The organism is Clostridium tagluense, from assembly GCF_003865095.1.
Lineage (GTDB): Bacteria > Bacillota > Clostridia > Clostridiales > Clostridiaceae > Clostridium_AD > Clostridium_AD tagluense.
In genome coordinates, this window is sequence record NZ_BHYK01000007.1 from 170163 (window position 1) to 196673 (window position 26511).

The window sequence follows — 26511 nt, forward strand, 5'->3', positions numbered from 1 at the left end:
AGGGATGAGCTTTATATTTAAAGACATAAAAAGCAGTGGTGGAGTAGAAAAAATTGAATTTGCGGAAATTATTAATGTGGATAGACTTATTAGAAGAGAAGCAACCTTTAAAATACTAAATACAGCAATTATATATAACGCAGAAGAAGAGTACTATTATACACTGGCTACATGCATTAATGAAAAGAATGTAATAGAAACAATAAGTGTAGAAGGATTTGAAATACATGCAAATATTACAGATCTTAGAGGTGCTTATATTGACTATAAGGAATATGAAGAAGATTCTGAAGTAAACTGTATTGGAATTATATATTATCCATAAACCCTCATTAAGACAATACTGAAAGTAAGCAGTACTAGAACATAGTTGTATTTGATAAGATGAATTCGTGCCCAAGGATATAAGGACCTATAAAAATAAACTCTGTATTTTTTATATGCGGAGTTTATTTTTATTTATCTTCAAAGAAAATAAGGCATGCAACATCCAAGAACACTTGCAAGACTAAATAAAACTTCCTTTTAAATGGGTTGGCACTTTCACTAGGATAACTGTGAACTTTTAAGCATTGGTAACGAAATAGGCGAATATTTTCATTATTGAAAAAAATATAAATATACTTAAGAAGTTACTTAAATGGTCGAAAATAGTAAATATGTGATTAGAATTAAATTAACTGATATTGTATATGGAGGAATAAAAAATGAAAAAATCAAATATATTAAAACCGCCAGTAGAAGTTTTTTATGAAGAAGAATTAAAAGCACTAGAGCAAAATGATAAAGAGTTAAAACCGAAAAATTGGAGGTTGTCTCCAAAGGCTGTGAAAACTTTTATATTAGGAAGCAGTAGAAACATTGAATATAATGATGGAAAAAAAATCAAGATAAATAAAAAGTTTTATGGAGATGATAGTCTTATTGAAAGATGCATAATAACCTTAGCAGGAAACAGAGGTCTTATGCTTGTAGGAGAGCCAGGAACCGCAAAGACTATGCTTAGTGAACTTTTAAGTGCAGCTATAAGTGGTACAAGCACTAATACTGTACAGGGAACAGCAGGAACTACTGAAGATATGATTAAGTACAGCTGGAATTATGCTATGCTTTTAGGCACGGGACCTACTAAAGAAGCTTTAGTGCCTTCACCTCTTTATGTAGGGATGAACAGGGGGATAATAACTAGATTTGAAGAACTAACAAGGTGTCCTGCAGAGGTACAGGACAGTTTAATAAGTATAGTTAGCGATAAGGTATTGAATATACCAGAATTAGGTGACGAAGGGCTTTTATTTGCAGAGCCAGGATTTAATATTATTGCTACAGCTAATACAAGAGACAAGGGTGTAAATGAAATGAGTAGTGCACTTAAAAGAAGATTTAACTTTGAAACCATATTCCCTATAAGTGATGTTTCCTTAGAGGCTAAGATTATAGAGCAGGAAGTAGAAAAGCTGGTGAAAGAGTCAGGAATTAAAGTAAAGATAGATAGAGATGTGGTTAATATACTAGCAACTACCTTCCATGAATTAAGAGAAGGAGTTTCAGCCCAGGGTAGCAGAATAGATAAACCAGCAGCTGTTATGAGTACCGCTGAAGCTGTATCTGTTTGTTATCAAACGGCTATGACTTCTTATTATTTTGAAAAGTCAGAAATGAGGGTAGATTCTATGGTTCAGAATATATTAGGAACTGTAGTTAAGGAAAGTAGAGATGATATAGATAAGCTAAAGAATTATTTTAACATTATTATAAAATCTAAAAGTTTAAAAGAAGGTGGATTATGGAAGGAATTTTACGAGGCTAGGAAATGGATAAAATAGACGAAATATATAGAAAAGCCTATGACCTTTCAAATAATATTTTGTACTTTCCAGTAAGACATCATAGTCCAGCTTGCTCCTTTCACTTAAAGAGTGTAATAGACGCGTATAAGCCAGAAATTATTTTGATAGAAGGCCCTTCTGATGCTAATTCTGTAATACCTTATATTGGAGATGATAAAACCCAGGCACCTGTATGCATTTATTATAGTTACACAGATGAAAAAAAATTGGTTACAGAAGAAGGAGAAAAATATAAGTGTTATTATCCTTTTTTAGATTATTCACCAGAACTTATAGCTATAAGGGAGAGTAAAAAAAGAAATATTTTAGCCGAGTTTATAGACCTTCCTTATGCAGAAATATTGATAAACAGTGAAGCAGGGAAAGGGCTTAGAAAGAGTGAAGATAAGAATTCTTATAATGATGATTATTTGTTTGAAAAGAGTAAATTTATAAATTCCCTTTGTGAAAAGCAAGGTTGTAGAAGTTTTAATGAACTTTGGGAAATGTTATTTGAAATAGATGGTTTAAAAATAGAAACAGGAAGCTTTATAAAAAATATGATAGCTTTTTGTTATCTTTCAAGATGCTTTGAAAGTGAGGAAATTCTTAAGGAAGAGGGGTGTATTGCTAGGGAAAAATACATGGCTTCTAAAATAAAAGAATTTTCTTTGAAATATAATAAAATATTAGTGGTAACAGGTGGGTTTCATACTTCAGGACTTATACAACTTTCAGATGAAAATATAGAGATTGACTTACATAATATTAATGAAAAAAACATAGGGGCTTATGCTATGGTATATTCTTTTGAAGAAAGTGATCAGTTAAATGGATATGCTAGTGGTATGCCTTATCCAGCATTTTATCAGAGAATATGGAATAATCTATGCCAAGATATTGAAAATCCCTATGAAAAAGCTGTGCTAGATTTTATAGTAATGTGTGGAAGAAATATAAGAAATTCAGTAGGTGGAGTATCTATTGCTGATGAAATTGAAGCACTTAATATGGCAAAAGGACTTCAAAAACTTAGAAATAAGGCAGAATGTGGGGTTTATGAGTTAAAGGATGCAGTAAAATCTTCTTTTATTAAAGGAGAATTTAATATGGCATCGGATGCGCCTTTAATAGATTTACTAAAGCTTTTAAGAGGAAGCACCATTGGGTGCCTTTGTAGTAATGCAGAAGTACCTCCTATTATTTTAGATTTTAGACAGCTTTCCAGTAAATATAAATTGAAAATACAGGGTACGTTGCAGCAGGAAGTGGTACTGGATCTTTATAAAAATAATAGGCACAGGGAAATAAGTGAATTTTTTCACAGGCTGAAGTTTTTAAATACAGGGTTTTGTTTAAATACTAAAGGGCCAGATTTTATAAATAAAAAGAATGTAAATCTTATACGGGAAACTTGGAATTACAAATGGAACGTTAATGTAGAAAGTAGTTTGATTGAAAATTCAGTACAGGGTGGAACACTGAAAGAAGCAGTAGAATCTTTACTTTTAAAGAAATTGTCCAGTAATATAAGTGATAGTGGTGTTATGTCAGAAGGGCTTATAGAAGCTTTTATGATGGGATACACGCATATTCTTTTAAATGCTATATCTATTATAAAAGATATACTTATAAATGATAATAATTTTTATTCTGTTGCTGAGTGTACCTATAATATTTATTTTTTATACAGTGGAAATGTGCTGTTTTCAGCCATACAGGATGAAAATTTAAAGCAGCTTTTAATACAATGTTATAACAAAGCGGTAACCTTAGTTCCAGAGCTTTATGCAGTACCAGAAGAAGAGGTAAATAAGGTTATAGTTAGATTGAAAGATTTATACTATATATGCTTAGAACCTGAGTTTGAAGATCATATGGATATATTTAAAGAAGCTTTATTTTCACTTACAAATAAAACTTCAAGCAATGCAGCAGTAGAAGGAGCAGCCTTAGGACTACTACTTGGACTTAATGAAGTAGATACTTGTTATATATTAAAAAAGGCAGAAGGGTATCTTTACGGTACCGGAGATAAATTTTTAAAATCAGCTACTTTCTTAAAAGGATTATTTTCTACTGCAAGAGATGTGGTTTTAAGTGAAGAAAAAATGATTATAGGAATAGACAATGTATTAAAGAATCTTAGTGAAGAGGATTTTTTAAGGCTTTTACCTGAACTTAGGCTTTCTTTTAGCTTCTTTGTTCCAAGTGAAATAGACCAAATAGGTGAAGGTATAAGTCAGCACTATGGCATAAGCGAAAGAAAGTTGTTTAATGTAGAGGCAGTAGATCCAGAGGAATTAAATTTAGCTTTAGAGCTTGACAGGTTTGGGAAAGAAGCTTTAGAGGAGTTGGGAGTGTTAAATGAGTAAGGATATAAGCACACTTAATAGATGGAGATTGATTTTGGGGAAATATTCAAGCAATAACTTAAGTTTTTCGGAAGATTATATAAACTATGCTGATATGGATACCTTACTAGAATTTTTATATGAAAGAGAGTATGGAGAGGAAAGAGGAATAAGAAATGATAAAAGAGGAGGTTCCTTAAACCCTTCAAATCTTACAGTACCTCAGTGGATTACAAAGATAAAGGAATTATTTCCTAAAGAAACCGTAGAAATATTAGAAAAGCATGCTTTAGAGAAATATAACTTAAAGGAATTGCTTACAGATAAAACTGTTCTTGAAAAGTTAGAGCCAAATCCAGAGCTTTTAAAGAGTATTCTTCAAATGAAGCATCTTATGAAGGGTGAGGTTTTAGAAACTGCAAAGAAAATAGTAAAGGTTACAGCGGAAGAAATAGCTAAAAAATTGGAGCAAGATATAAAGACGGCTATTAATGGTAGATTAGATAGAAATAAATATGGTGGAATAAAGTCTTCACGAAATATAGATTTTAAAAGAACCATAAAACAAAATTTAAAGAATTTTAATAAGGAATTAAATACTCTTGTGGTGGATAGAGTTTATTTTAATAAAAGAGTAAAATCTTCTAATCCGTGGAATGTAATAATTGCAGTAGATGAAAGTGGAAGTATGTTGGATTCCGTTATTCATAGTGCTATTATGGCAGGAATATTTTCTAAATTACCTATGTTAAAAACAAACTTAGTTATATTTGACACAGAAATAGTTGACCTTACAGAATATTTAGATGATGTGGTGCAGACCTTGATGAGTATTCAATTAGGAGGAGCAACTTATTAGTTGTATAAAATATATACAAATGTACTCAAACATGTACAAATGTAATATTTTATTCGAATAAAGCTCCCTACATTCGTAAAGAGTGTAGAGTGCGTTTGTATAAACGCCAAAACTCCTTTAATTGCTGGAAGTCCCTAAAGACTAATTAACCACAACGTAGATATGAAATAAAATCAAGCGTGATGGTGACGAAAGTAGAAAAAATAATTAGTATGGTGCAAGGTTAAATCCTAAACACCAAACAACTTTGTAAAAGTTGTAATAATGGGTAATCAGCAGCTAAGACTCGAAGAGAGTAAAGTTCAACGACTAGAGAGAAATCTCGTACCTGCAAGTGTGGGGAAATGGGGAGAATCCTATTATGCCTATTATACAATAGTTGTCTATTATGCAATAGTGCCTATTGTGCAATAGACATAATAGGATTGTGATATAGTCTGTGCTTATATGAAAGTATAAGAAGTTCATAAGAGAACTGCATAGAATTAACGAATTTATGTGAACACTCTAAAAATAATGTATAAATGTAAATTAGATAATTTAGACAACCGTATTTTAAAGTTTTATAATGATCAACTATTTTTCTAAGTCTTTAACAATTAAAGTATAAACGTAATTACTTACAAAACAATGTTCTTTATCAACTTTTAATTTTAGTTTTCAATTTTGCTCTCTTGTAATAGTCATTTTTATACTTATATAAATTTTGCTTATAGCCATTTATATAACCTCAATGAAATATTTTATATCATAAGAAAAAATATCGATAAGATAGTCGACTTATGATAATAATAAAATATAAAGAGGTGAAGATAATGGATACTATAATAAAAACTGTTAAGCAATATTCCTATGAATTAGACGAAGTTACTTTAAAAGAATTAAAATTCATAGCAAATCAATATAAGAATGTTAAAAACTATGTTTATTCAAGATTTAGTGGAATCAATAGTATTCCATTGTTAGGTAAGGAAAGACAAATAAGAGATGAATGGGTAAAAACTAACTTTGCAGAGCAGTGGAAGTTACCTGCGAGATATTGGAAGTTAGCTTTAAGTGAAGCTACGGGAAATATAAAATCACAATGGTCTAATATTAAAAGAAGAATAAGAGAACAAATTAAAGTAAATGATAATTTATCAAATGAAGATAAGCATTATATTAACTACATTTTAAAGTTTGATAATTATTATTATAAAGTATTAACTAATCAAATTTTCAATATTCCTAAGATATTTCAAGATAAGCAGTTAAATTATAAATATCTTAACAACTTGATTAAAAGATATACAAGAAAATATAAAGGAAATATACCTTATTCTAAAAAAGGTGCTACGTTTTCAATGGATACAGGCTTATATTCATATAAAAATGGACATATAAATATAACCTGTGTAAAAAAGGGAAAAAGGTTACCTATTAGATTAACTGATAGTAATATTAGAAATAGTACCTTAAAAGTTAAAATAATAGAAAATAAGGTAGAAATTCATTGTCCTTTAAAAGTAAAAACTAAAGAGAATAATAATCAAGAGAATGTTATAGGAATAGATAAAGGATATAAATATTTATTCGCAGTATCAAGTGGCAAATTTTATGGTGAAAACCTTAATAGTTATCTAAGTAAAGAGACTGAAAGATTAAATAAAGTTAATAAAAATAGAAATAGATTTTGGGCTTTATATAATCAGTATTTAGAAGAAGGTACTATTAAGAACGCTAATAGAGTAAAAGAAAGTAATTTAGGCAGAGTAAAATATAATCACAATAAAGTTAAACATGACCAAACAGTTAAATCTTATATAAACTATTCATTAAACCAATTAATAAAAGAAGAAAAACCAACTGAAATAGTAATGGAACAATTAGATTTTGTTAATTGGAATGATAAATATCCTAAAAGTATAAAAAGAAAATTATCAAGATGGATTAAGGGTTATATAAGAGAAAGGCTTGAATATAAATCGGCTCTAAATAGCATTGAGTATAGCTATATAAATCCTGCATATACTTCTAAAGTTTGTACTGTTTGTGGTGAGTTTGGATTGAGAAGTGGTGATGTATTTACTTGTTCTAAATGTGGAAAAAGTCATTCGGATACTAATGCAAGTAAAAATATATTAAAAAGAAAATATGATAAGGAAATTACGTTATATACAAATTATAAGAAGGTTAAAGAAGTTTTAGAAAATAGATTAAATCATCATCTTCGATGCTGAAATATTAACCACTTCAGAAGGCCATTAAAACACTTACTTGAAAAAGATGAGGCTTTCCTTCTGAAATGTCGTTAAAAGCAAATTAGTGATTTTAAAAAGAATATTTAATCACAAATGTATGTATCTTTTGTGAAAACAGAAAGCGTATATTTTATCAGAAATGAGGGTTGAATAAATCTTTTATTTATAAAATTTTAAAATACGGTTGTGGGAAGTAGAGTAATATTTGCATGGAAGAAGTGCCTATGAAATATCACTGGTACAACCAAGGCTTAAAACTATCATAAGATAGAATAAGTGCGAATTATCTAATTGAGTACATTTGTACATATTTTTAGAACCAGGAACCAACATATCTAGAGCTCTTCAATATTGTAATAGCTTAATGGAAAATCCACATAAGACCATAGTAATATTAGTAACAGACCTTTATGAAGGTAGAAGTTATGCAGCTATGTATTCTAGTGCAAAGGATATTATTGAGTCGGGAGCAAAGCTTATAATACTTCCTGCACTTGGTATAGATGCAGAGCCTGTATATGATAGAGGTGCTGCAGAAAAAATGGTAGCGTTAGGTGCAAATGTGGCTGCTATAACTCCAGGAGGGCTTGCAAAATGGATAGCACAGATAATTGCTTAAAGAAAATAGGAACGTTTTTATTAAATATAGATGATGAATTCTTAATAGGCGTAAGCAATAAAGGTATATTTAATAGGGCTAAAAAGGATTTAGAAAAATCAGAAGCAATAAAAGTAGAGGTGGCGGAGGAAGATTCAGCTTTAAAATGTATTTTAGAAGATGGAACGGAATGTGTCATAAATGAAGATATTAAAGCTTATAAATGTTCCTGTCCCTCAAGAAGCATATGTAAGCACGTGTTAATGTGCTATTTGTATGTGAAAAGTAATTTAAACTCTTTATTTTCCGTAGAAAATAAGAGTTTAAATGAAAATAAGAGTTTAAATGAAAATAAAGAAAGTGAAAAGTTTGATTTTAGTGAGTTTTTAAATATAGATATTGAAAGTTTATCAAAATTGTTAGGAGAGAAAGCTTTTAATGAAATAGTAAAAAGAATAAATTTTGGTGTAGAAATCGAAATAGAAGAAGCTTCATTACTTACTATAAAATTTAAAGAGGAAGACCATGTGGTGAAGGTAATTCCAAATATTAAAGAAGAGATTTCGCCTAAAGAAATTTTAGATGAAGTTATATGTTCTTGTAAAAGTAAAGAGATTTGTAGGCATAAGGTAGAAGCTTTAATTCATTATGAAATTTTTAAAGGCTTTATAAAAAAAGAAGATCTCGTTATTTTAAATAAAAAATCTAAAGCTGAAAAAACACTTTTGATTGAAGGTGTAAGTTTGGTTAAAAAGCTTATGGAAGATATTTTATTTGTAGGGATATCTAGGCTTCCAGAAAATATTACAGATAAGGTAGAGAGCACAGCGTTATTATGCCACAGTTACAATCTACCTAATTTAGAAAAGATGCTTAGAAGCGTTAAAAGTGAAATAGAACTTTATATAAACAAAAATGCTTCTTTTTCCATAGCTTCTTTTAGAAAAAAAATAAGTTATATATATACTACTGCTTTAGCCATAGAAAACTGCAAGGATGAAAATAAGCTTTATAAATTATGTGGAGAACATAAGTCTGCTTATTATGATATACCACCAATTATATTATATGGTATAGGAGCAGAATCTTGGAGTTCTAAATCAGGCTATGAGGGCATTACATATTACTATTTTGAAGAAAACAAAGGAAATTTATTTACTTATACCAGCTCAAGACCAACATATTATGATAATAAAAAAAGAAACTATGGACTCGCTTATAGTGAAGTTCCAAGCTTTGGTATTCAAGGCAGTTTAGAGGAAATATCACAGCATTCAATAAGACTTGTTAATGGGAAAATCAATGATGAGAGAAGAATTTCCGCAAGTGGGCAAAGCAAAGGACAGCTTTTAGAAAAAACAGATATATATAAGTTGGATTTTAAAGAGTTATTTATAGATAACTGGCAGAAACTTTTACAGGGATATTCTAAAAAAAATACAAATCTATATATTATTAAGGCTGAAAGCTATGAAAAAAGTTCATTTGATAAAATAAACCAAAGGTTTATCTTACCCATTTATGATGCAGAGAAAAATATGATTTGTATAGAGATAGATTATTCTAAAGAGAAAAAAAGAATGATACAAAAATTTGAAAGAATGGAAAGACTAAAGAAATATCCAGGCAGAATGCTTGTACATACCTATTTAAAGGAAGGACAGCTTAGGGTAATACCTATTGTAGCTTATTATGAAAATGGGGATATAGTAAATTTAACATTAAACTAAAATGTTGTAAGGGGTTTGTTTTATGGGAAAGTGCGATAATTTATACTTGCTTATTGAGGATATTGAAGGACTAATGGAGAGTATACTTATAAGCGGGTTTAATGTAGTAAATACGGGTGTATTAGATAATATAAAGCAAGTTTATGAAAACTGTGAAAGAGTTGGATTAAGTTTTGCAGCGGAAGCACTTAAACACATATATAAGGCTCAAGAGAAAAAAAGACATGATATGAACTATAACTGTGAAGAAATTATGGTTAAATATTTTTTGCTTAATAAGTATATAGAGGCTATTAAAGATAAATTGAATATAAAAAAAGCAAAAGAATATATGGAGATAAACAAAGGAGAAACAACATAATGAAATATTGTTTAGATAATTTAAAAAAAGATTTTCAGAAGGGCATTAATGGAAGTTAGAGATGCATTATAAAAAAGTATATGCCGGAAATTGGTAGTACATTTACTGAATTTCTTGAAATGATGTGTTCAGAAGATGAGTGGAATGCTGAAGATTATTATGAAAAGGGCCTTAAGAAATTTAAAAAAAGTTGTTTAGTAAATAATCTCTAATAGTACAAGCTTTGTATGAAATAAGAAAGGAGCAATAAGAATGAATTACGATAAGATTTTGCCGAAATTCAAATATAATTTAAATCCAATAGAAAATAGAATCATTGTAAGAAAAGAAGCAATATGTTCTTGTTGTAATGAAAAAACAGAATTTGTATATGAAGGGCCATTCTATTCTATTGAGGACGTAGAAGTTATATGTCCCTGGTGTATAGAAGATGGAAAAGCTGCACAAAAATATTATGGCCGATTTCAAGATACATCAGCTTGTGAAAAAGTTATAAGTAAAGAATCACTAGATGAGTTGATTTATAGAACTCCAGGATACTCTGGATGGCAGCAGGAAGTCTGGCTAAGCCACTGTGGAGATTTTTGTGCTTTTATTGGATATGTTGGATGGTCAGAAATTGAAGAATTAGTCAATGAGCTGGAAGAAGATTTAGACAAAATAAAAAGAGCTTATAAGTTAACACAAGAAGAATTGGAAAATGCCTTAGAGTATGGATCATTGCAAGGATATCTATTTAAATGTGTTGTATGTGGTAAAAATAGATTAGCAGTAGATTGTGATTAAATAATATTACTAAAAAGAAATATAGTGTATAAAAATCAATAGTACTTATAGTGTTTTATGTTTAATTTTTACCCTAAAAGGAACTTAAAAAACTATAAATATAGTGCTAGTAATTAAAGTAACTATAATGAGGCCAAATGGAGTATAGGGTGTGTTTTTGCACTATATGGAATGCGGTAGTATATTAATCAAGGTACGTTAATTACATGTAGTCAAAGTTAAAATAATATGGTGTAAGGGTTTAAAGGCTCTTAACACTAGATATAACTAGGAGATACAAAATGAAATATGACAAACTTAATGGTATATATAAAACTCAGATACCTTTAGAAATTTTAGAAGCATTAGAGGAGCATAGGTATAAACAAGAGAAAAGTGAATTTTTTATCAGATTAATGGAAATAGATGAAGTATTAGAAATGAAAGATTTTTTCGATAAGTGTGAGGTCTTTAGAAACTTAATACCAATATGGACAGATGATAACTCTAACTATGTTTGTATGTACTATTCGGGAACGTTAAAATATAGAATTTGTTATTTAAACCATGAAGAAACTGATATCGCACCACAATATAGAAGTATACAAGCATTTATCAATGAACTTGAAAAAGATGAGGAGTATGACTGGCAAGAATTAATTAAAGATTATCCTACTAGAGATAAAATGAATAGAACTTATGAGGAGAAAGAGTTAAGTACAATTAAGGAGTTAAACACAGCATTGGATAGTAGTGATTTAGATGAGGATTTGAGAACTCAAATAATATATTCTATTTTAACATTAACTCCATACGATCATTTAGATAGTATAATTAAATATTTAGATGATGAAGATTGTTATGTGCAAGAAAGAGCATGTGAAGTAGTAGGATTTCATAGATATAGTCCAGTTATTAGTAAGCTAAAAGAACTTTGCATAAGTGGAATGATTAATGTTCCAGGAGCAGCGAAGAGAGCATTGAGACAAATTGAAGATAGAACAAAATAAAAGGGTTTAGAACAAGATATTATGTTAAACATAAAAATTATTTAGTGGAATTAATTAGTCTTACAAAAGAATAATTGCATATCTTTAACAAACAGAGGAGGCCAAGCATAATGGGATTACAAGAACATTTAACAGAAAAGATAAATAATGCCTTATTAGAGCTGGGAGTATCTGATGAGGTGATTGAAAGCTTTGAAGCATACATGGAAGGCGTTTTAGAAGAACAGGAATTTTTTAATTGCTTACCTACTATAGATATGAATAGCTTACAAGATTCGGTAGTAGAACAATTAGTTAATACCTATAAATCATTAGAAAAACGTAAGGCGGAAGAATACAGTGTAAAATATGTGAGAATATTATTTGAAATAGGTGGAAAATCAACTTTTATAATTATGGATAGGTGTTATTCCGGTTATTATAAAGGAGATTTTTGTAGAAAGTTATTAAAATATAAAGTAAAACCTGCCTTTGTAATAGCATATTATGCGGAGCGTATTGTACAAAGTGAAAATAACTTAAGTATTACTTTTATTAATTTTTTTGATGGAATTTATGAAAAATATGAAAGTGAATTTGAAGAAGCTTTTGATATTAGTAATGTAATGGAACAGGTTATTATAGCCTCCTATGAAGTTTATAAAAAACAAGATAAGAAAAAAGAGCTTTGTAATTGGCTTAATCAATTCTTGATATATCCAGAAATTATTTTTACTTTATTTGATGAAAAATTGATTGATTATGATAAAGAGAGAATTTGTAAATATATAAGGGAGGATAACTTAGATTTAGATGAATTAGTAGAAGGTTTAAAAAGTAGAAAAGTACACTTAAATATAGATAGTTGGCTTTTAAAGATTTTAATGGCTGTAAGTTACAATATAGTTAATCAATCACAAATAGCAGGGAGATTTCTTAAATTTAGTATAACCATTGAACCGGAAAAAGCCTTTAATACTTTAAATAGTTATCTTACAGTTCTAAAATATAATAAAATAAGCAAACTTATAGATAAGATTAATGTTAACAGAGTGTTATATATTGCTTGGATGGCGGGTAAAACTTCTAGCCATAGTCAGGGATATAGTAAGGATTTAAAACAAGAGTTAGATTTCAATAAGGAAGAGTTTATAAAAGCAATGAAGCTATGCACCGGCATTAATAAAGCTTATATGATTTCACTACTATTGAAACAGGGTGAAGGAGCAGAATATATAAATGAAGTAGAAGAGGCGTTTATTAATAAGTTTTCAGTATTTATGGATAATCTACATATAGAAAAAAGTATTTATGAAAAGTTTATTTACTATTTAAGAGGAGAATGTGATTTTGAAAGTGTAAAAGATATCTTAGAAGGTTTACTCGGCAAAACAGAACCCTACATATATTATCATAATTATGCTGAAATTTTATTTTGGTTAAAAGATGCATCACCAATGTTTGAAAGAGGAATAAAAATTTTTATTGAAATAGGAAATTCTAGTATATTAAAAAATATATATGAAGAATATAGAGGCAAAGGTAAAGATAAAAAGAGTTTATATGATTTTATTGAATTTATAGATGGTTATGGAGCTTCAATAAATAACTATATTTCATTATTAGGCAGTTATGCTGTTCTTTCTAATGGTGAGACAAACATAATTAAGGAAGCACAAAATAGTATAACTAATATTATGGCTATAGACGAAGAAAAATTGATAGAAGCTATAAAAAAATGTGTAGTAGATATAAGAGTATATCTTTTAGAAAAAATATTTAAGTTTAATAAAGAAAAGAATGGCAAAGTACTTATAGATTATTTAGGAGATTCTTCAAAGGTTGTAAGAGAAAAGGTGATAGAACTTTTAACTCTTTGCACAGAATGTCATGAAGATGCAATACCTAGTTTGAAGGCTAAAAAACAAGCAGTTAGAGAATCAGCAGTAAAAATACTTTCCAAAAGCAGTAATAAAAAAGTGATTGAAGCATTAAATGTGGCATTAGAAGTAGAAAAAACTGAAAAAATAAAAGTACTTTTAAGAAAAGCTTTAAATGTGGAAAGTGATTTAGAAGAAATAAATGAAGAACTAGATATTTTAGAGTACTGCAAAAAAGCTTTTAAAGGTAACAACGCAGCGGGACTCAAATGGTTAGAGTGTGATAGCTTGCCAAAGGTAAGGTTTAAGGATAGTGAGAAATTTGCAGAGGATGAAATCATAAAATATCTGTTTTTATGTTATGCTCCTTTTATTGAAATAGGCTTAAATAGTGAAGCAAAAAAGGTAAGTGAACTTTTAGATACAAAAGATTTAGCAAAGCTTGCTTTAGAAGTTCTTGAAAGATGGCTTAGCTATGGTGCGGAAAGTAAGAAAAAATGGGTACTTTCCTTTGCATCTATTTATGGAGATTATGATGTAATTAGTATATTCAAAAAGAATATAGAAGAATGGCCGAAAAACTCAAGAGGGGCTATAGCTGGTGATGCAGTAAAAGCTCTTGCACTTAATGGAAGTAATGAAGCACTTATAATAATAGATAATATATCAAGAAAGTTTAAATTTAAGCAGGTGAAAAATGCCGCAAGTGCAGCACTTAAATTTGCTGCGCAGCAAATGGGTATAGACATGGAGGAACTTTCAGATAGAGTAGTTCCAGACTTAAGTTTTGATGTAAAAGGTGAAAGAGTTTTTGATTATGGTGATAGAAAGTTTATTGTAACACTTACTCCCGAGCTTACCTTAGAAGTACAAGATGAAAGTGGCAAAAAGTTTAAAAGCCTTCCAGCTCCAGGTAAAAGGGATGATGAAGGTAAGGCAACAGCAGCTTTTTCAGAATTTAAAAACCTAAAGAAGAAGCTCAAAACAGTATCGAATATACAAGCTATCCGTTTAGAAATGGCACTATCTAGTAATAGAAAATGGACAAAAGAAGCATGGGTAAAGCTCTTTGCTCGAAACCCTATTATGAATCAATTTGCTATAGGTCTTGTATGGGGAGTTTATAAAGAAAATGTATTGGTGGATAGTTTCAGATATATGGAAGATGGAACTTTTAATACTGTGGATGAAGATGAATATAACATAGAAGATGGAGCGTTAATAGGACTTATCCATCCAGTAGAATTAAGTAAAGAAGATATGGAATTATGGAAAGAGCAGCTTGAAAATTATGAGGTAAAACAACCTTTTGAGCAACTTAGTAGAGAAGTGTTTCAGGTTAGTGAAAAGGAAAAAACAATAAAAACTGTAGAACGTTTTGGTGGAAGCATATTAAATGGTTTATCTTTACTAGGAAAATTAACTGGTTTTGAATGGAGTAGAGGATCAATTCAAGATGGTGCTGGTTATTATAATTTTTATAAGGAAGATGATAAACTTCAAATTGGAGTTGAACTAAGTTTTAGTGGGTTAAGCATAGGCTTTGAAAATGATGAAGTAACAGTATATGACTTGATTTTTTACAAAAGAGGAACCGTAAAAAGAGGTAGTTATATATACGACACCGTAAAAGAGCAGCACATTATAAATCCATCAGAAATACCAAATAGATTTTTTAGTGAAATTCTCTATCAAATAAGTAAAGCAATAGAATCAAAAATAGGTATTAATGACAAGTGGAAGGAAGAAAAATAAATATGATTTGTAATGAAAAATTTTATATTATGAGTAATACATATAATAATCAAGCAAAGCTATTCTGGAACGCTAACGTAAAGTATGAAAAATTTGTTTGTGAGCTTTGTGGAGGAATTCATTGTACATATGAATCTCCACATCCTGTTATTTTTTATGGGAAGAGAATTGTAGATATTTATTTCGATATAAGTGGATTTATAATAAGCCCAGCAGTTGTTGAACTTTTAAAAGAGAATAATATTACTGGATATATATTAGAAGATGTGGAACCCCTGGAGTGGAAAGATGGAAAAGGACATGATACTGGACATGATGGAAGTAGCTACAAGTTATTAAAAGTTAAGGGAAGATGCGGGTTTTTATGTGATAGTGCTGGGAATATTATTGATAAATGTGAAAAATGTGATAGACACAATAGTGATATTCTAGATTCCTTAAAAGATGGCTTAGCTTTTAAGGCTGATGATTATGATGGTTCTGATATTTTTCAATTTAACAATTGGACATGGTTACCTATTGTAAATGAAAAAGTGAAAAAACTAATTAAAAAGCATAAATTAAAAGGATTTAAATTTGAAGAATTAAAAGATTATGTTGGGTGTGATGCTTTTTAGAAATTATGTAAAGTATTCAATTTATTAAAATAATATATAAATCTAAAGGAGGAAATTCCATGGCAAGTATTGGGATAAAATTAGATCCATCAAAAATGAATAATCCAGACTTAGATTTAAGATATATAATACCAAATAAAATTGAAGAGTTAACAAAAGGAGCTGTAGAAGATGATGGATATGACTATTCATCAGATGGAACAAATTCTATTATTATTTTTCTAAGTTGTGAAAATCCTAAAAAATATGTAAATGAGGTTTTAAATATTTTAAGAAATGAAGATTTTTTGAACAATAATATTTATGAAGTTGGTGTAGTAGCTATCGATAATGGAGATGGATTTAAAGTAATTCATCCTAGTAATTATGAGGGTGAGTTTGATTTATAGGAGGAAAATATATGATTAACAAATACACAATAGATTTTATTGAAGAAAAGAAAAAAGTAGAAGTTCAAGTAACGAAATTTGGGGGACAAATGGAAGTTGTTATTACAATAAGATGCTACTACCCTTCCATTTGAACTTAACTTTGGTGATGCTGGAATTGGATTTTTCTTTATAAATATGAGAGATAATAGCTTGAAGTTTATTATAGAAAGTTGCTAATACACTAGATATTAAGGAGAGGAAACAACTTATCAAAGACATTATTGTAGATTTAAAGCTTCCACAAGAAACAAAGGATTTTTTATGTAATACAAAAATTAAAAAGAATGAATTTGAAGTTTAGAGATTATTATGTTGTTGCACAAAATTGTGACACAGGTAATTTAATAGCTATACATAAATCAACAGGAGAAGTATATGAACTTGAACATGAGGTTACTGAAGAAGTTGTAAGATATTTTGTGAATTCTTCCTTTGCTCAAATGTATGAAAGTATGAAATGTTTTAAAAAAATAAAAAGTGAAATTATTAAGCTTAAAGAACAGGAAAAAATAGAAGAAATTGAATTACTATTTGAAAAAGCTAAGAAAGATTTTAGTTTAATAGATAGTAAAGTGGTTATTAATGATGATGAGTATAATGGAAAAGGAGTTCTGAAAATGGAAAAATATAAGGAAGAAATAGAAAAATGTAATGATCCTAGTGAACTTGGAAATATGCTGAGCCAAGCAGCAAAAGAAGGGGATATACATTTAGTTCAATTGATTATAGATAAAGGTGTAGCAGATATAAATTACAATGGTAAGGATAAGGTATTTGTAGGCAATCCTACTCCACTGCAGTGGGCTGTAATAGGGGGAGATATAAATATTGTTAAGCTTTTATTAGAGAATGGTGCAGATGTATCAATAACTGATGAATGGGGATATAGACCTTTTAATGAAGCAGCAGAAGCCAGAAATAATAGGTGGGGGCATAGGGCTCTTGATGAATCAATAGGAAAGAATGATAAGGAAATATTAGAGATTATTAAAAGTTATGAACCAAAAGAATGGCACCAGCATGAATGGTGTGAACAGAGGTTGAAAAACTATGAATTACCTAATGAAGTTATTGAATTTTTAAGCTCTGAAAATAGGAAAATAGATTTAGAAGGATCTGAGTGGACAGAGTATATTGAATTTTATAATCTTGATGAGGTAAGAGTATTTAAATGGAATAATATGACCTTTGTTGATTTATTACACAATGTAGATGGTTATGACAATATAGGAGCAATGTCCTGGATACCAGAACATAAAAGTTTTGCCTGCTTAGATATGGAACATGAAAAGTTTGGTTTTATTCCAGGGCTTACATGGAGCGAATTTATGGCGAGTCCTGCTAGGTATATTGATGGATCATTGTCATGGGAATTTTGTGAAAATGATGATGAATAGTCTAAGAAAAAATTATTTAACAACATTTTGGAAGCTTCAAGTCTGCCATCTTCTATAAGTGGCAGTTGCTCAGCCTAGAAAGGTTGTTTTGGTGGCATTAATTTAATAAGAATGGAGAGATACTAATGAAAAAATCAATAATAGAATTACCTAAAAGCTTAGAAAAATTTAGAGGTGAAATAGAAAAAACTATAAAACCATATATAAAAATTAAATTACAAGAGCAAAAAACTATGCCTTGGGAAAGTAAATTAGGAGGAAATCCTTATTTAGAGATTGGCATAGAATATCCTAAAACATCAAAGGGAGAATATTTAAGATTGCTAGCTCAGGTGAATTTTGAGGAAACTCCACATTTAGATCCTTTCCCATCAAAAGGGATATTACAATTTTTTATATTGGCTAATGACGTATATGGTCTTGATTTTGATGATCCGTGCATACAAGATACATTTAGAGTAATTTATATACCTGATGTTGTAAAAAACCAAGAAAATCTAATAAAAGACTTTTCATTTTTAGGAGAACTAGAAGATGATTGGTACATGCCTTTTAGTGAAGAAGGTAAAATGAATTTTTCATTAGAATATATGCCTGTATCTTGGAGTGATTATAGATTCGATAATATGTATAATAATATTAGTTTAACAGAAGAAGAAATTGATGATTACATTGAGAAACTAGATGCTGATGGATGCAAAATAGGAGCATATCCTACCTTTACTCAAGGTGATCCTAGAGAGGATGAAAATATAAGAACATTTGATACATTATTGCTTCAACTTGATTGTGAAAAGGAATGTGGTTTAATGTTTGGAGATAGTGGAGTTGGAAACTTCTTTATAAATGAAGAAGATCTGAAAAAATTAGATTTTACTAAAATTTTATATAATTGGGATTGTTGCTAATAGACTAGATATTAAGGAGAATGAAAAAGGGTGGTGTTTAGATTGAAAGTAAATTACGTTCATGATTTTAATCAAAAGACAGAAGAAGAATTTTTAAATATACAAAACAATTTAAAAGAAAAAATTAATGTTACAAATAAAATAGATCTAGGAAATATAAAAGTTTGTGCAGGGATAGATATTGCTTATTGGGAAAAAAACAATGAAACCATTGGTGCTTGTAGTATAGTAATTATTGATTTTCAAACTAAGAAGGTATTAGAAAAGGTTCACAGTGTTGGAAAGATAGAAGTACCATATATTGCTGGATTTTTAGCTTTTAGAGAATTACCCTTAATACTAGAGGCAGTAGAAAAAATTACAGTTGAGCCAGATATTTTTATATTTGATGGTAATGGATATCTTCACCATAATAATATGGGAATAGCAGCACATGCAGGCTTATTTTTAAATAGGCCTACTATTGGAGTAGGAAAAACTTACTTTAAAATAGATAAAGTAGATTTCATTATGCCGGAAAATGAAGTGGGGGCATATACGGATATAGTTGTAAAGAATAAGGTTTATGGAAGAGCTGTAAGAACTAGCAAAAGTGTAAAGCCTATATTTATTTCTTGTGGTAATAATATAGATTTAAATAGCTGTTATGAAATAGCTATGAATTTATTATCTAAAGATAGTAGAATACCTATTCCAACAAGGCTTGCTGATTTGGAAACACACGTTTTGAGACAAGAATATAGATAGAAATATTATTAGAAAAACAAATGAAGGAGATAGCGAAATGGGATTACAAAATCACTTAACAGAGAAAATAAGCAATGTATTAGTAGAACTTGGACTAGATGCTGAAGTTATTGATAGTTTTGAAGCATATATAGAAGGAAGCTTAGGAGAACAGGAGTTTTTTGAAAATCTCCCTAATATGGATATGGACAATTTAAAAGCTGATTTAGTAGAACAAATGGTGAGTACATATAGATCCTTAGATAAACATAAAGCCTATGATTATTGGTCTAAATATATTAAGATATTATTTCAAATGGGAAAAACATCTGTATTTTCAATAATAGATAAGACAACCTATTATTATGGAGATGAATATTTTAGAAAATTTTTAAAATATAATTTAAGTCCTTCCTTTGTCATAGCATATTATGCAAGAAGCAGTACCCGGCAAGAACGTGATTTAGACCGTGGATTTATTAAGTTTTATGATAGTATTTATGAGGAACATAAAGATGCATTTAAAGAAGCTTTTGATATTAGCAAAATAAATGAACAAACAATTATAGCAACTTATTTGGTTCAAAAGGGAAAAGATAAGGATCAAAAACTTTGTAGCTTTCTAGAAGAAGATATGATTGATTCAATAGAAGTTTTGTTTAGCAAGAAGATATCTTGCGAGGATGTAGAAGCTTTGGCCAAATATTTAAAAGGTGAAACTTCAAATTTAGAAGAAATAATAGAACTATTAAAAAATAATAACAGTTTAGTTTTAAATATTGATACATATGTTTTAAAATTCCTTATAGGGACTAGCTCTACCATATCTAATGAATCAGATATGGCAAATAGATTTATTAAATTTGCTATATTATTGGATTATGAAAAATCCTTTAATGGCATGCATTCCTATCTTAAATATAATAGATATAATAAGATTATAAAAATTATGGAAAAACTTGAAATAAAAAAAGAATTGTATATTGCATGGATGGGTAATAGAAATGTTCGATACAATGGTTATAGTTTTGAAAAAGAGTTAAAAGAAGAGCTGAATGAAAACAAAGAAGAGTTTAAAAAAGCAATTACAATGTGTAGTGGCATTGATAAAGCTTATATGGCTTCACTTCTCTTTCAAAAAGGGGAAGGTTTAGAATTTGCAGGTGAAGTGGAAGATGTCTTTATTCATGAATTTTCTATAGCTATGGATGAATTAAGTGTTAAAAGAGATATTTGTGAAAACTTTATTGAATATTTAAGAGGTAATACTTCTCTTGACAATATAAGTAAAAATTTACAAGGATTATTAGGAAAAAAAGAAATATACCTATATAACAATAATCGTAATTTTTGTAAAGTTATGTTCTGGCTAAAAGATATGTCTCCCATGTTTGAAAAAGCTATGAAAATATTTATTGCTATAGGAAATTCGGATATATTAATATACATATATGATGATTATAAAAAATTCAAGGGCTTAAAAATTGGCGATGAAGACTTAAATTCTTTTATAGAATTAATGGATAGTTATGGTGCTTCAATAATGAATTACACATCTTTCTTAGGCACATATGCTTTTGGCAATTATGTTAGACAAACAGTACGTGATCAATCAACAAATATTATTGAAAAACTAATTGAAAAGGATGAAGAGCAGCTGATAAAAAATATACCTTATTGTCAGGCTGAAACTAGAGCAGGTCTTTTAGAGATATTGTATAAGAATTGTGATGAGTCTAAAGTTGCAAAAGTTATTATTGAGTATTTGGCGGATTCTTCAAAGAGTGTGCGAGAAAAGGCTATAGAACTTTTAACTTTAAGTGAAAAAAATCATGAAATGGTCATAGAAAGTTTGAAGGCTAAAAAACAAGCAGTTAGAGAATCAGCAGTAAAAATACTTTCCAAAAGCAGTAATAAAAAAGTGGTTGAAGCCTTAAATGTGGCATTAGAAGTAGAAAAAACTGAAAAAATAAAAGCACTTTTAAGAGAAGCTTTAAATGTAGAAAGTGATTTGGAAGAAAATAATGAGAAACTAGATATTTTAGAGTACTGCAGAAAAGCTTTAAAGGGTAATAAAGCGGCAGGGTTGAAGTGGCTAGATTGCGATACACTATCAAAGGTAAGACGTAGGGATAGTGAAAAAATTGCAGAGAATGAAATTATAAAATATATGCTTATATGTTATTCTTCCTGTATTGAAATAGGATTAAGTAGCGAAGCAAAAATGGTAAGTGAACTTTTAGATAGAAGAGATTTATCAAAACTTGCTTTAGAAGTTCTTGAAAGATGGCTTGACTGTGGTGCGGAGAGCAAGAAAAAATGGGTACTTCCTTTTGCATCTGTTTATGGAGATTATGATGTAATTAGCACACTAAAAAAGAATATAGAAGAATGGCCACAAAACTCAAGAGGGGCTATAGCTAGTGAGGCAGTAAAGGCTCTTGCCCTTAATGGAAGTAATGAAGCCTTAATAATAGTGGACAATATATCAAGGAAGTTTAAATTTAAGCAGGTGAAAAATGCTGCAAGTGAAGCACTTGAATTTGCTGCAAAGCAAATGGGTATAGATATGGAGGACCTTTCAGATAGAATAGTTCCAGACTTAGGTTTTGACATAAAAGGGGAAAGAGTTTTTGATTATGGTGATAGAAAGTTTATTGTAACACTTACACTAGAGCTTATATTAGAAGTACAAGATGAAAGCGGTAAAAAGTTTAAAAGCCTTCCAGCTCCAGGTAAAAAGGATGATGAAGATAAGGCTACAGAAGCTTTTTCAGAATTTAAGAATCTAAAGAAGAAGCTCAAAACAGTAGTAAATATACAAGCTATCCGTTTAGAAATGGCACTATCTAGTAATAGAAAATGGACAAAAGAAGCATGGGTAAAGTTGTTTGCTCAAAACCCTATTATGAATCAATTTGCTATAGGTCTTGTATGGGGTGGGTATGAAGATAATATTTTAACTGATAGCTTTAGATATATGGAAGATGGCAGTTTTAATACTAAAGATGAAGATGAATATGAGTTAAAGGACGGAATGATAATAGGAATTGTTCATCCAATAGAGTTAGGTAGTGATGATATATGCCTATGGAAAGAACAGTTTGAAAGCTATGAAATTAAACAACCGCTTGAACAGTTAAATAGAGAAATATTTGTTGTTACGCAGGAAGAAAAAACTAATAAAAAGGTAGAACGTTTTGGAGGAATCATGTTAAATGGTTTATCTTTATTAGGTAAGTTAACTGGTTTTGGATGGAGTCGAGGATCAATTGAAGATGGCGGTTGTTATTATACTTTTTGCAGGGAAGATAGTACTTTTAAAATAGATGTGGAGTTAAACTTTAGTGGTGCAGGTGTAGGCTATGAAAATGAAGAAGTAACAGTATATGATTTGACTTTTTATAAAGAAGGAACTGTCTCAAAATACGATTATACAAATAAAATATATGAGCAGAATGCTGTATCACCAGATGCACTTCCTAAAAGATTCTTTAGTGAAATTCTTTATCAAATAAATAAATTAGCATCATCAAAAACAGGAACTAATGAAAAGTGGAAGGAAGAGAAATAGTATAGAGATATACCGAATTTTGTAAAGATGAAAAAAACTATTGGCCTATTAAGAGGTTAAGGTTAATAGGTCATTTACAACATTTATATGAGGGGTTTATAACTGAAGAAGTAATCATTAGCTCTTATTGAATTTTTAGATACTGAAGCATATCATTTGATACCAAAAGCTAGAGAGTATAAGGTGATTTGTATGGACTTTGATGAAGCTGACCTCATGGAGAGTTTTGAAAGAATGCTTGAGATGTCAAGTAATCCTGTGTTTAGAATATTTAGTTGTGAGAATTGAAGTTATGAAGCATTAATTCAGATACAGTTTTTGTTATAACATCTGCAGATGTGGAAGAAGTAAGAAGTTGGTTTCAAGAATTGCAGCCTTCAAGTGTTAACGAGGAAACATGCTTAAATGAGTCTACTAATTTACCATCTATTCCAGATAACTACAGGGTTATTGCTGTTTGCTAGAGAATTGGTGCTGTTATTTTGAAGAAAGTTCTTATTTAGAAACAGCGTATGAACTAAAAGAAGAATTCAGAGATATTTATATGCTTATTGATAAAAATGAAGCTATAGATGCTTTTGAGAGCTGGTGTACAAAAGTATACCACACAATAATGTTTCAGATTTAATATATTGGTATGATGTGGAGGAATATGGGCATGAACCAACGGCAAGAGAAATCGCAGAAAAAGCTTTTAAAACGAGACGGGCAAATAACTTATAGGGAGAAGATAAATGGTTAAAAAATATAATATAGATTTTATTGAAGAAAAGGAAAAAGTAAAAATACCAGTAACTAAATTTGGAGGACAACCACTTTGGATAGATAAGGTTATGTGGCCTATTGATAAGGAAAATGGTGAAACTATGAGATTTATATGTCAAATAGAGCTTTATCCTGAAATTTTTGGTGATAATCAATTTAAAATGGCTTATTTATTTGCCGCTGAGGAATGGAATAATTATGTTCTTATATGTGAAGCAGCAGATGAAAAGGTGTTTACAAAAGAGATTGTTGATGGTCCAACCATATATAGAATGGTAAAGAAGAGAAAAAATGATGTGTTTTTAACTGAAGAAGAGTGCGAGTTTACAGTTAACTTGACTTTGGGAGAAGATTATAATTTTGTCCATCAAGAACCCTATTTTATAGGTGATGAACTTGTTTTTGAAGATAGTCCAGAAGACTATGATGAAGTATTAAACGGAAATAAAATAGGAGGTACACCGCTTTTCTTAAATTGTGATGAACTTCCAGAAGAAGATACATGGAAGTTGTTGTTACAATTAGATGCTACTACTCTCCCCTTTGAACTTAATTTTGGAGATGCTGGAATGGGATTTTTCTTTATAAATATGAAAGATGGTAGTTTGAAGTTTACTATAGAAAGTTGCTAATAAAAAATTAAAGAACTATAGAAAGGAAATAATTTATGAAAAATATCATTATGAATTTAAAACTCCCACAGGGAACAAAGGATTTTTTATGCAAAACAAAAATTGAAGAGGATGAATTTGAAGATATAAATATTAAATTTTTTAATAAGGAAGATGGATTTTTATGTGATGTGGTAGAGTGGACAAAGATAAATGATAGTACAGTAATGGATTTAAGTGAGAAGTTTGTATCAGAGTTTTTAAGAGAACTTGAAAAATTCAGATCATATTATGTTATTGCTGACAACTTAGATAGTGGTAATTTAATAGCTGTACAGGAATCAACAGGAGAAATTTATGAACTTGAACATGAGGTTATTGAAGAAGTTATAAAGTCTTTTATTAATTCTTCTTTTGCTCAAATGTATGAGAGTATGAAATATTTTAAGGAAATGAAAAGTAAAATTATTGAACTTAGAGAACAGGAAAACTTAGAGGAAATTGAATTACTATTTGAAAAGGCTGAAAAAGATCTTGTTTCAATAGATGGTAAAGTAGCTATTAACGATGATGAGTATAATTGTCAGTTTTGGAATGGAATGATAGAAAGCTATAGAGAATGGTGCTTAGATTAAAAAAATAGAAAAACAATGCGTATTTAAAATGGTTGCATGGAGAAAGTTACAGAATAATAGATTTTATGAATTAAAACATATGGAGGAAAATAATGAATAAAAACATAGATAGTCTAGTAGACGAAGGTCTAGAATTTTTAAATAGTGGGGATTATGAGAAAGCGGAGCCGTATTTTAAAGAAGCTATAGAGATAGATAATAATTATGCTCAGGCTTATTATTTTAGGGGATACTGTTATACGAAAATGAAAGAGTATCAAAAAGCTTTGACAGATTTGGAGATGTCTATAGAGTTAGATCAAAGTGATTGGAGAGCATGTTCTTTTAGAAATAAAAATATGTCTTTATTTAAAAGTAATAATTGCAAATCTAAATTAAGTGAAAATTTTAATATTGAGAACTTAAATATCAAAGTAGAGGATTTTGAAGTAAGTAATAACATAGGTTTAGCTAAATGCGGCATTGATGTTATACTTTGGGATAATTACACATCAACATCATTAGAAATAAGTCTTGAGGATGAGGATACCTTTGATAATAGTAAGATAGAAAATTACATTAATGAATTTAAAAAGCATTTACTATGGCTTGAAAATAATAAGAAAGCAATTTCTGATGCACTTATTGAAGATGATATGATTGGGCTTGCAGAAGAGTGGGCTGAAAGTTCAGATGAAACAATAATTGATGGGGAAAAAGTATATGTACATGGTGATGATATTTTTAGGCTACCAATTAGTGAAGAGGAATTTTGCAAATCTTTATATTTTAATAGTATAGGAATAAGAATAGATGAGGATATGGAAATAATGGATTCAAGAATCATGATAGAAGCTTTTATAGATACAAATCCAGATTATTTTGCAGGTCATTCAATGGAAGTTACAGTAGCAGATGAATATAAAATATCAATTAACGGATTAGCTGGATAAATGGAAGATATATCTTAATAATAAGAAGGCTGAAAATACAGGTGAGAATATGAAGAAAGAATTGGAAATGAAATTAGAAAAAATAAAAAAAACTTTAGGTAATGATTGTGAATATATTGCTTTAGCACACATAGAAGAAAAATCAAACGAAAATTTAATGAATTGTAAAGAAGGTTTAGATGTATATTATGAAGTAAAAAATAAATATGCTTATTTACGATTTGCAGAGGTAATATTCTGTGTGGATGAAGAAAAATTTAAAGATTACCAAGTATTCATTATGATGTACAAAGTTCCAAAACAAAAAGAATGGATATGTATTGGAGAATCTGAACCATATCCATTAGTGCTTAATACAAAAACAGGCATTGTAAATTGTGTTTTAAGTGAACCTGGACAAAAGTGTGAAATGAAAGAGTATGTTAAGTTCGAAGAATTTATGGATAAATATGTGTTAGGAGAAAAATATTTAGAACTTGGAAGTAGCGGAAAATGGTATGAATTTATGAAGGAACATGAAATTATATAAGGTTTTGTGTTAATAGGGGAAAGAAG

24 protein-coding genes are annotated in these 26511 nt (G+C 29.4%); all 24 read left to right on the plus strand.

All coding sequences use genetic code 11. From position 1 onward, the window contains the following. Positions 1-4: 4 nt before the first annotated feature. Complete coding sequence (locus Ctaglu_RS08435) at positions 5-325, plus strand: hypothetical protein (RefSeq protein WP_124999982.1); 321 nt, start codon at positions 5-7, stop codon at positions 323-325. Between the two features lie 382 nt (positions 326-707). Beyond that, positions 708-1826: an ATP-binding protein gene (locus tag Ctaglu_RS08440; RefSeq protein ID WP_124999984.1), complete on the plus strand. Its 1119-nt coding sequence runs from the start codon at positions 708-710 to the stop codon at positions 1824-1826. Further along, the gene (locus tag Ctaglu_RS08445; RefSeq protein ID WP_124999986.1) at positions 1814-4204 is read left to right on the plus strand and encodes a DUF5682 family protein; all 2391 of its coding nucleotides are present in this window, start codon (positions 1814-1816) and stop codon (positions 4202-4204) included. Before Ctaglu_RS08440 ends, Ctaglu_RS08445 begins: the two co-directional genes overlap by 13 nt. Further along, the gene (locus tag Ctaglu_RS08450; protein WP_124999988.1) at positions 4197-5042 is read left to right on the plus strand and encodes a VWA domain-containing protein; all 846 of its coding nucleotides are present in this window, start codon (positions 4197-4199) and stop codon (positions 5040-5042) included. Before Ctaglu_RS08445 ends, Ctaglu_RS08450 begins: the two co-directional genes overlap by 8 nt. Positions 5043-5857: 815 nt before the next feature. Beyond that, entirely contained in the window at positions 5858-7261 is a 1404-nt protein-coding gene (locus Ctaglu_RS08455) for an RNA-guided endonuclease TnpB family protein (protein WP_185732630.1), read from the plus strand. A 322-nt stretch (positions 7262-7583) separates the two neighbouring features. Then, positions 7584-7901, plus strand: a complete 318-nt coding sequence (locus Ctaglu_RS08460) for a VWA domain-containing protein (protein ID WP_226169671.1) — start codon at positions 7584-7586, stop codon at positions 7899-7901. Further along, positions 7877-9610: a hypothetical protein gene (locus tag Ctaglu_RS08465; protein ID WP_124999993.1), complete on the plus strand. Its 1734-nt coding sequence runs from the start codon at positions 7877-7879 to the stop codon at positions 9608-9610. The genes Ctaglu_RS08460 and Ctaglu_RS08465 overlap by 25 nt, the downstream gene beginning before the upstream one ends. A gap of 22 nt (positions 9611-9632) precedes the next feature. Continuing rightward, on the plus strand, positions 9633-9971 hold the full coding sequence (locus Ctaglu_RS08470; RefSeq protein ID WP_124999995.1) for a hypothetical protein: 339 nt from the start codon (positions 9633-9635) through the stop codon (positions 9969-9971). Between the two features lie 252 nt (positions 9972-10223). After that, entirely contained in the window at positions 10224-10757 is a 534-nt protein-coding gene (locus Ctaglu_RS08475) for a CbrC family protein (protein ID WP_124999997.1), read from the plus strand. Between the two features lie 281 nt (positions 10758-11038). Beyond that, positions 11039-11746, plus strand: coding sequence for a HEAT repeat domain-containing protein (locus tag Ctaglu_RS08480; RefSeq protein WP_124999999.1), 708 nt, complete (start codon positions 11039-11041; stop codon positions 11744-11746). A 110-nt stretch (positions 11747-11856) separates the two neighbouring features. Beyond that, on the plus strand, positions 11857-15360 hold the full coding sequence (locus tag Ctaglu_RS08485) for a DUF4132 domain-containing protein (protein WP_125000001.1): 3504 nt from the start codon (positions 11857-11859) through the stop codon (positions 15358-15360). A 2-nt stretch (positions 15361-15362) separates the two neighbouring features. After that, positions 15363-15977: a hypothetical protein gene (locus Ctaglu_RS08490; RefSeq protein ID WP_125000003.1), complete on the plus strand. Its 615-nt coding sequence runs from the start codon at positions 15363-15365 to the stop codon at positions 15975-15977. A 59-nt stretch (positions 15978-16036) separates the two neighbouring features. Next, the gene (locus tag Ctaglu_RS08495) at positions 16037-16366 is read left to right on the plus strand and encodes a hypothetical protein (protein ID WP_125000005.1); all 330 of its coding nucleotides are present in this window, start codon (positions 16037-16039) and stop codon (positions 16364-16366) included. A gap of 11 nt (positions 16367-16377) precedes the next feature. Then, on the plus strand, positions 16378-16500 hold the full coding sequence (locus Ctaglu_RS26160) for a hypothetical protein (protein ID WP_267901262.1): 123 nt from the start codon (positions 16378-16380) through the stop codon (positions 16498-16500). 198 nt (positions 16501-16698) lie between these two features. After that, positions 16699-17805 carry an ankyrin repeat domain-containing protein gene (locus Ctaglu_RS08505; RefSeq protein WP_233439721.1) on the plus strand — a complete coding sequence of 369 codons (1107 nt, stop codon included), beginning with the start codon at positions 16699-16701 and terminating at the stop codon, positions 17803-17805. Between the two features lie 125 nt (positions 17806-17930). Beyond that, positions 17931-18713, plus strand: coding sequence for a YwqG family protein (locus Ctaglu_RS08510; RefSeq protein WP_125000007.1), 783 nt, complete (start codon positions 17931-17933; stop codon positions 18711-18713). 42 nt (positions 18714-18755) lie between these two features. After that, positions 18756-19460 (plus strand): endonuclease V, encoded by a 705-nt coding sequence (locus Ctaglu_RS08515; protein ID WP_125000009.1) that lies wholly within the window; start codon positions 18756-18758, stop codon positions 19458-19460. A 37-nt stretch (positions 19461-19497) separates the two neighbouring features. After that, complete coding sequence (locus tag Ctaglu_RS08520; RefSeq protein WP_125000011.1) at positions 19498-23013, plus strand: DUF4132 domain-containing protein; 3516 nt, start codon at positions 19498-19500, stop codon at positions 23011-23013. 338 nt (positions 23014-23351) lie between these two features. Then, positions 23352-23477 carry a hypothetical protein gene (locus tag Ctaglu_RS26595; RefSeq protein ID WP_507762481.1) on the plus strand — a complete coding sequence of 42 codons (126 nt, stop codon included), beginning with the start codon at positions 23352-23354 and terminating at the stop codon, positions 23475-23477. Beyond that, entirely contained in the window at positions 23471-23641 is a 171-nt protein-coding gene (locus Ctaglu_RS08525) for a transposase (protein ID WP_125000014.1), read from the plus strand. Before Ctaglu_RS26595 ends, Ctaglu_RS08525 begins: the two co-directional genes overlap by 7 nt. Positions 23642-23747: 106 nt before the next feature. Continuing rightward, the gene (locus tag Ctaglu_RS08530; protein ID WP_125000016.1) at positions 23748-24410 is read left to right on the plus strand and encodes a DUF1963 domain-containing protein; all 663 of its coding nucleotides are present in this window, start codon (positions 23748-23750) and stop codon (positions 24408-24410) included. 35 nt (positions 24411-24445) lie between these two features. Continuing rightward, a complete protein-coding gene (locus tag Ctaglu_RS08535; RefSeq protein ID WP_233439722.1) occupies positions 24446-25024 on the plus strand; it encodes a hypothetical protein in 579 nt (192 codons plus the stop codon). 92 nt (positions 25025-25116) lie between these two features. Beyond that, a complete protein-coding gene (locus Ctaglu_RS08540; protein ID WP_125000018.1) occupies positions 25117-25956 on the plus strand; it encodes a DUF2262 domain-containing protein in 840 nt (279 codons plus the stop codon). 49 nt (positions 25957-26005) lie between these two features. Next, positions 26006-26485 (plus strand): hypothetical protein, encoded by a 480-nt coding sequence (locus Ctaglu_RS08545; protein ID WP_125000020.1) that lies wholly within the window; start codon positions 26006-26008, stop codon positions 26483-26485. Positions 26486-26511: the final 26 nt, after the last annotated feature.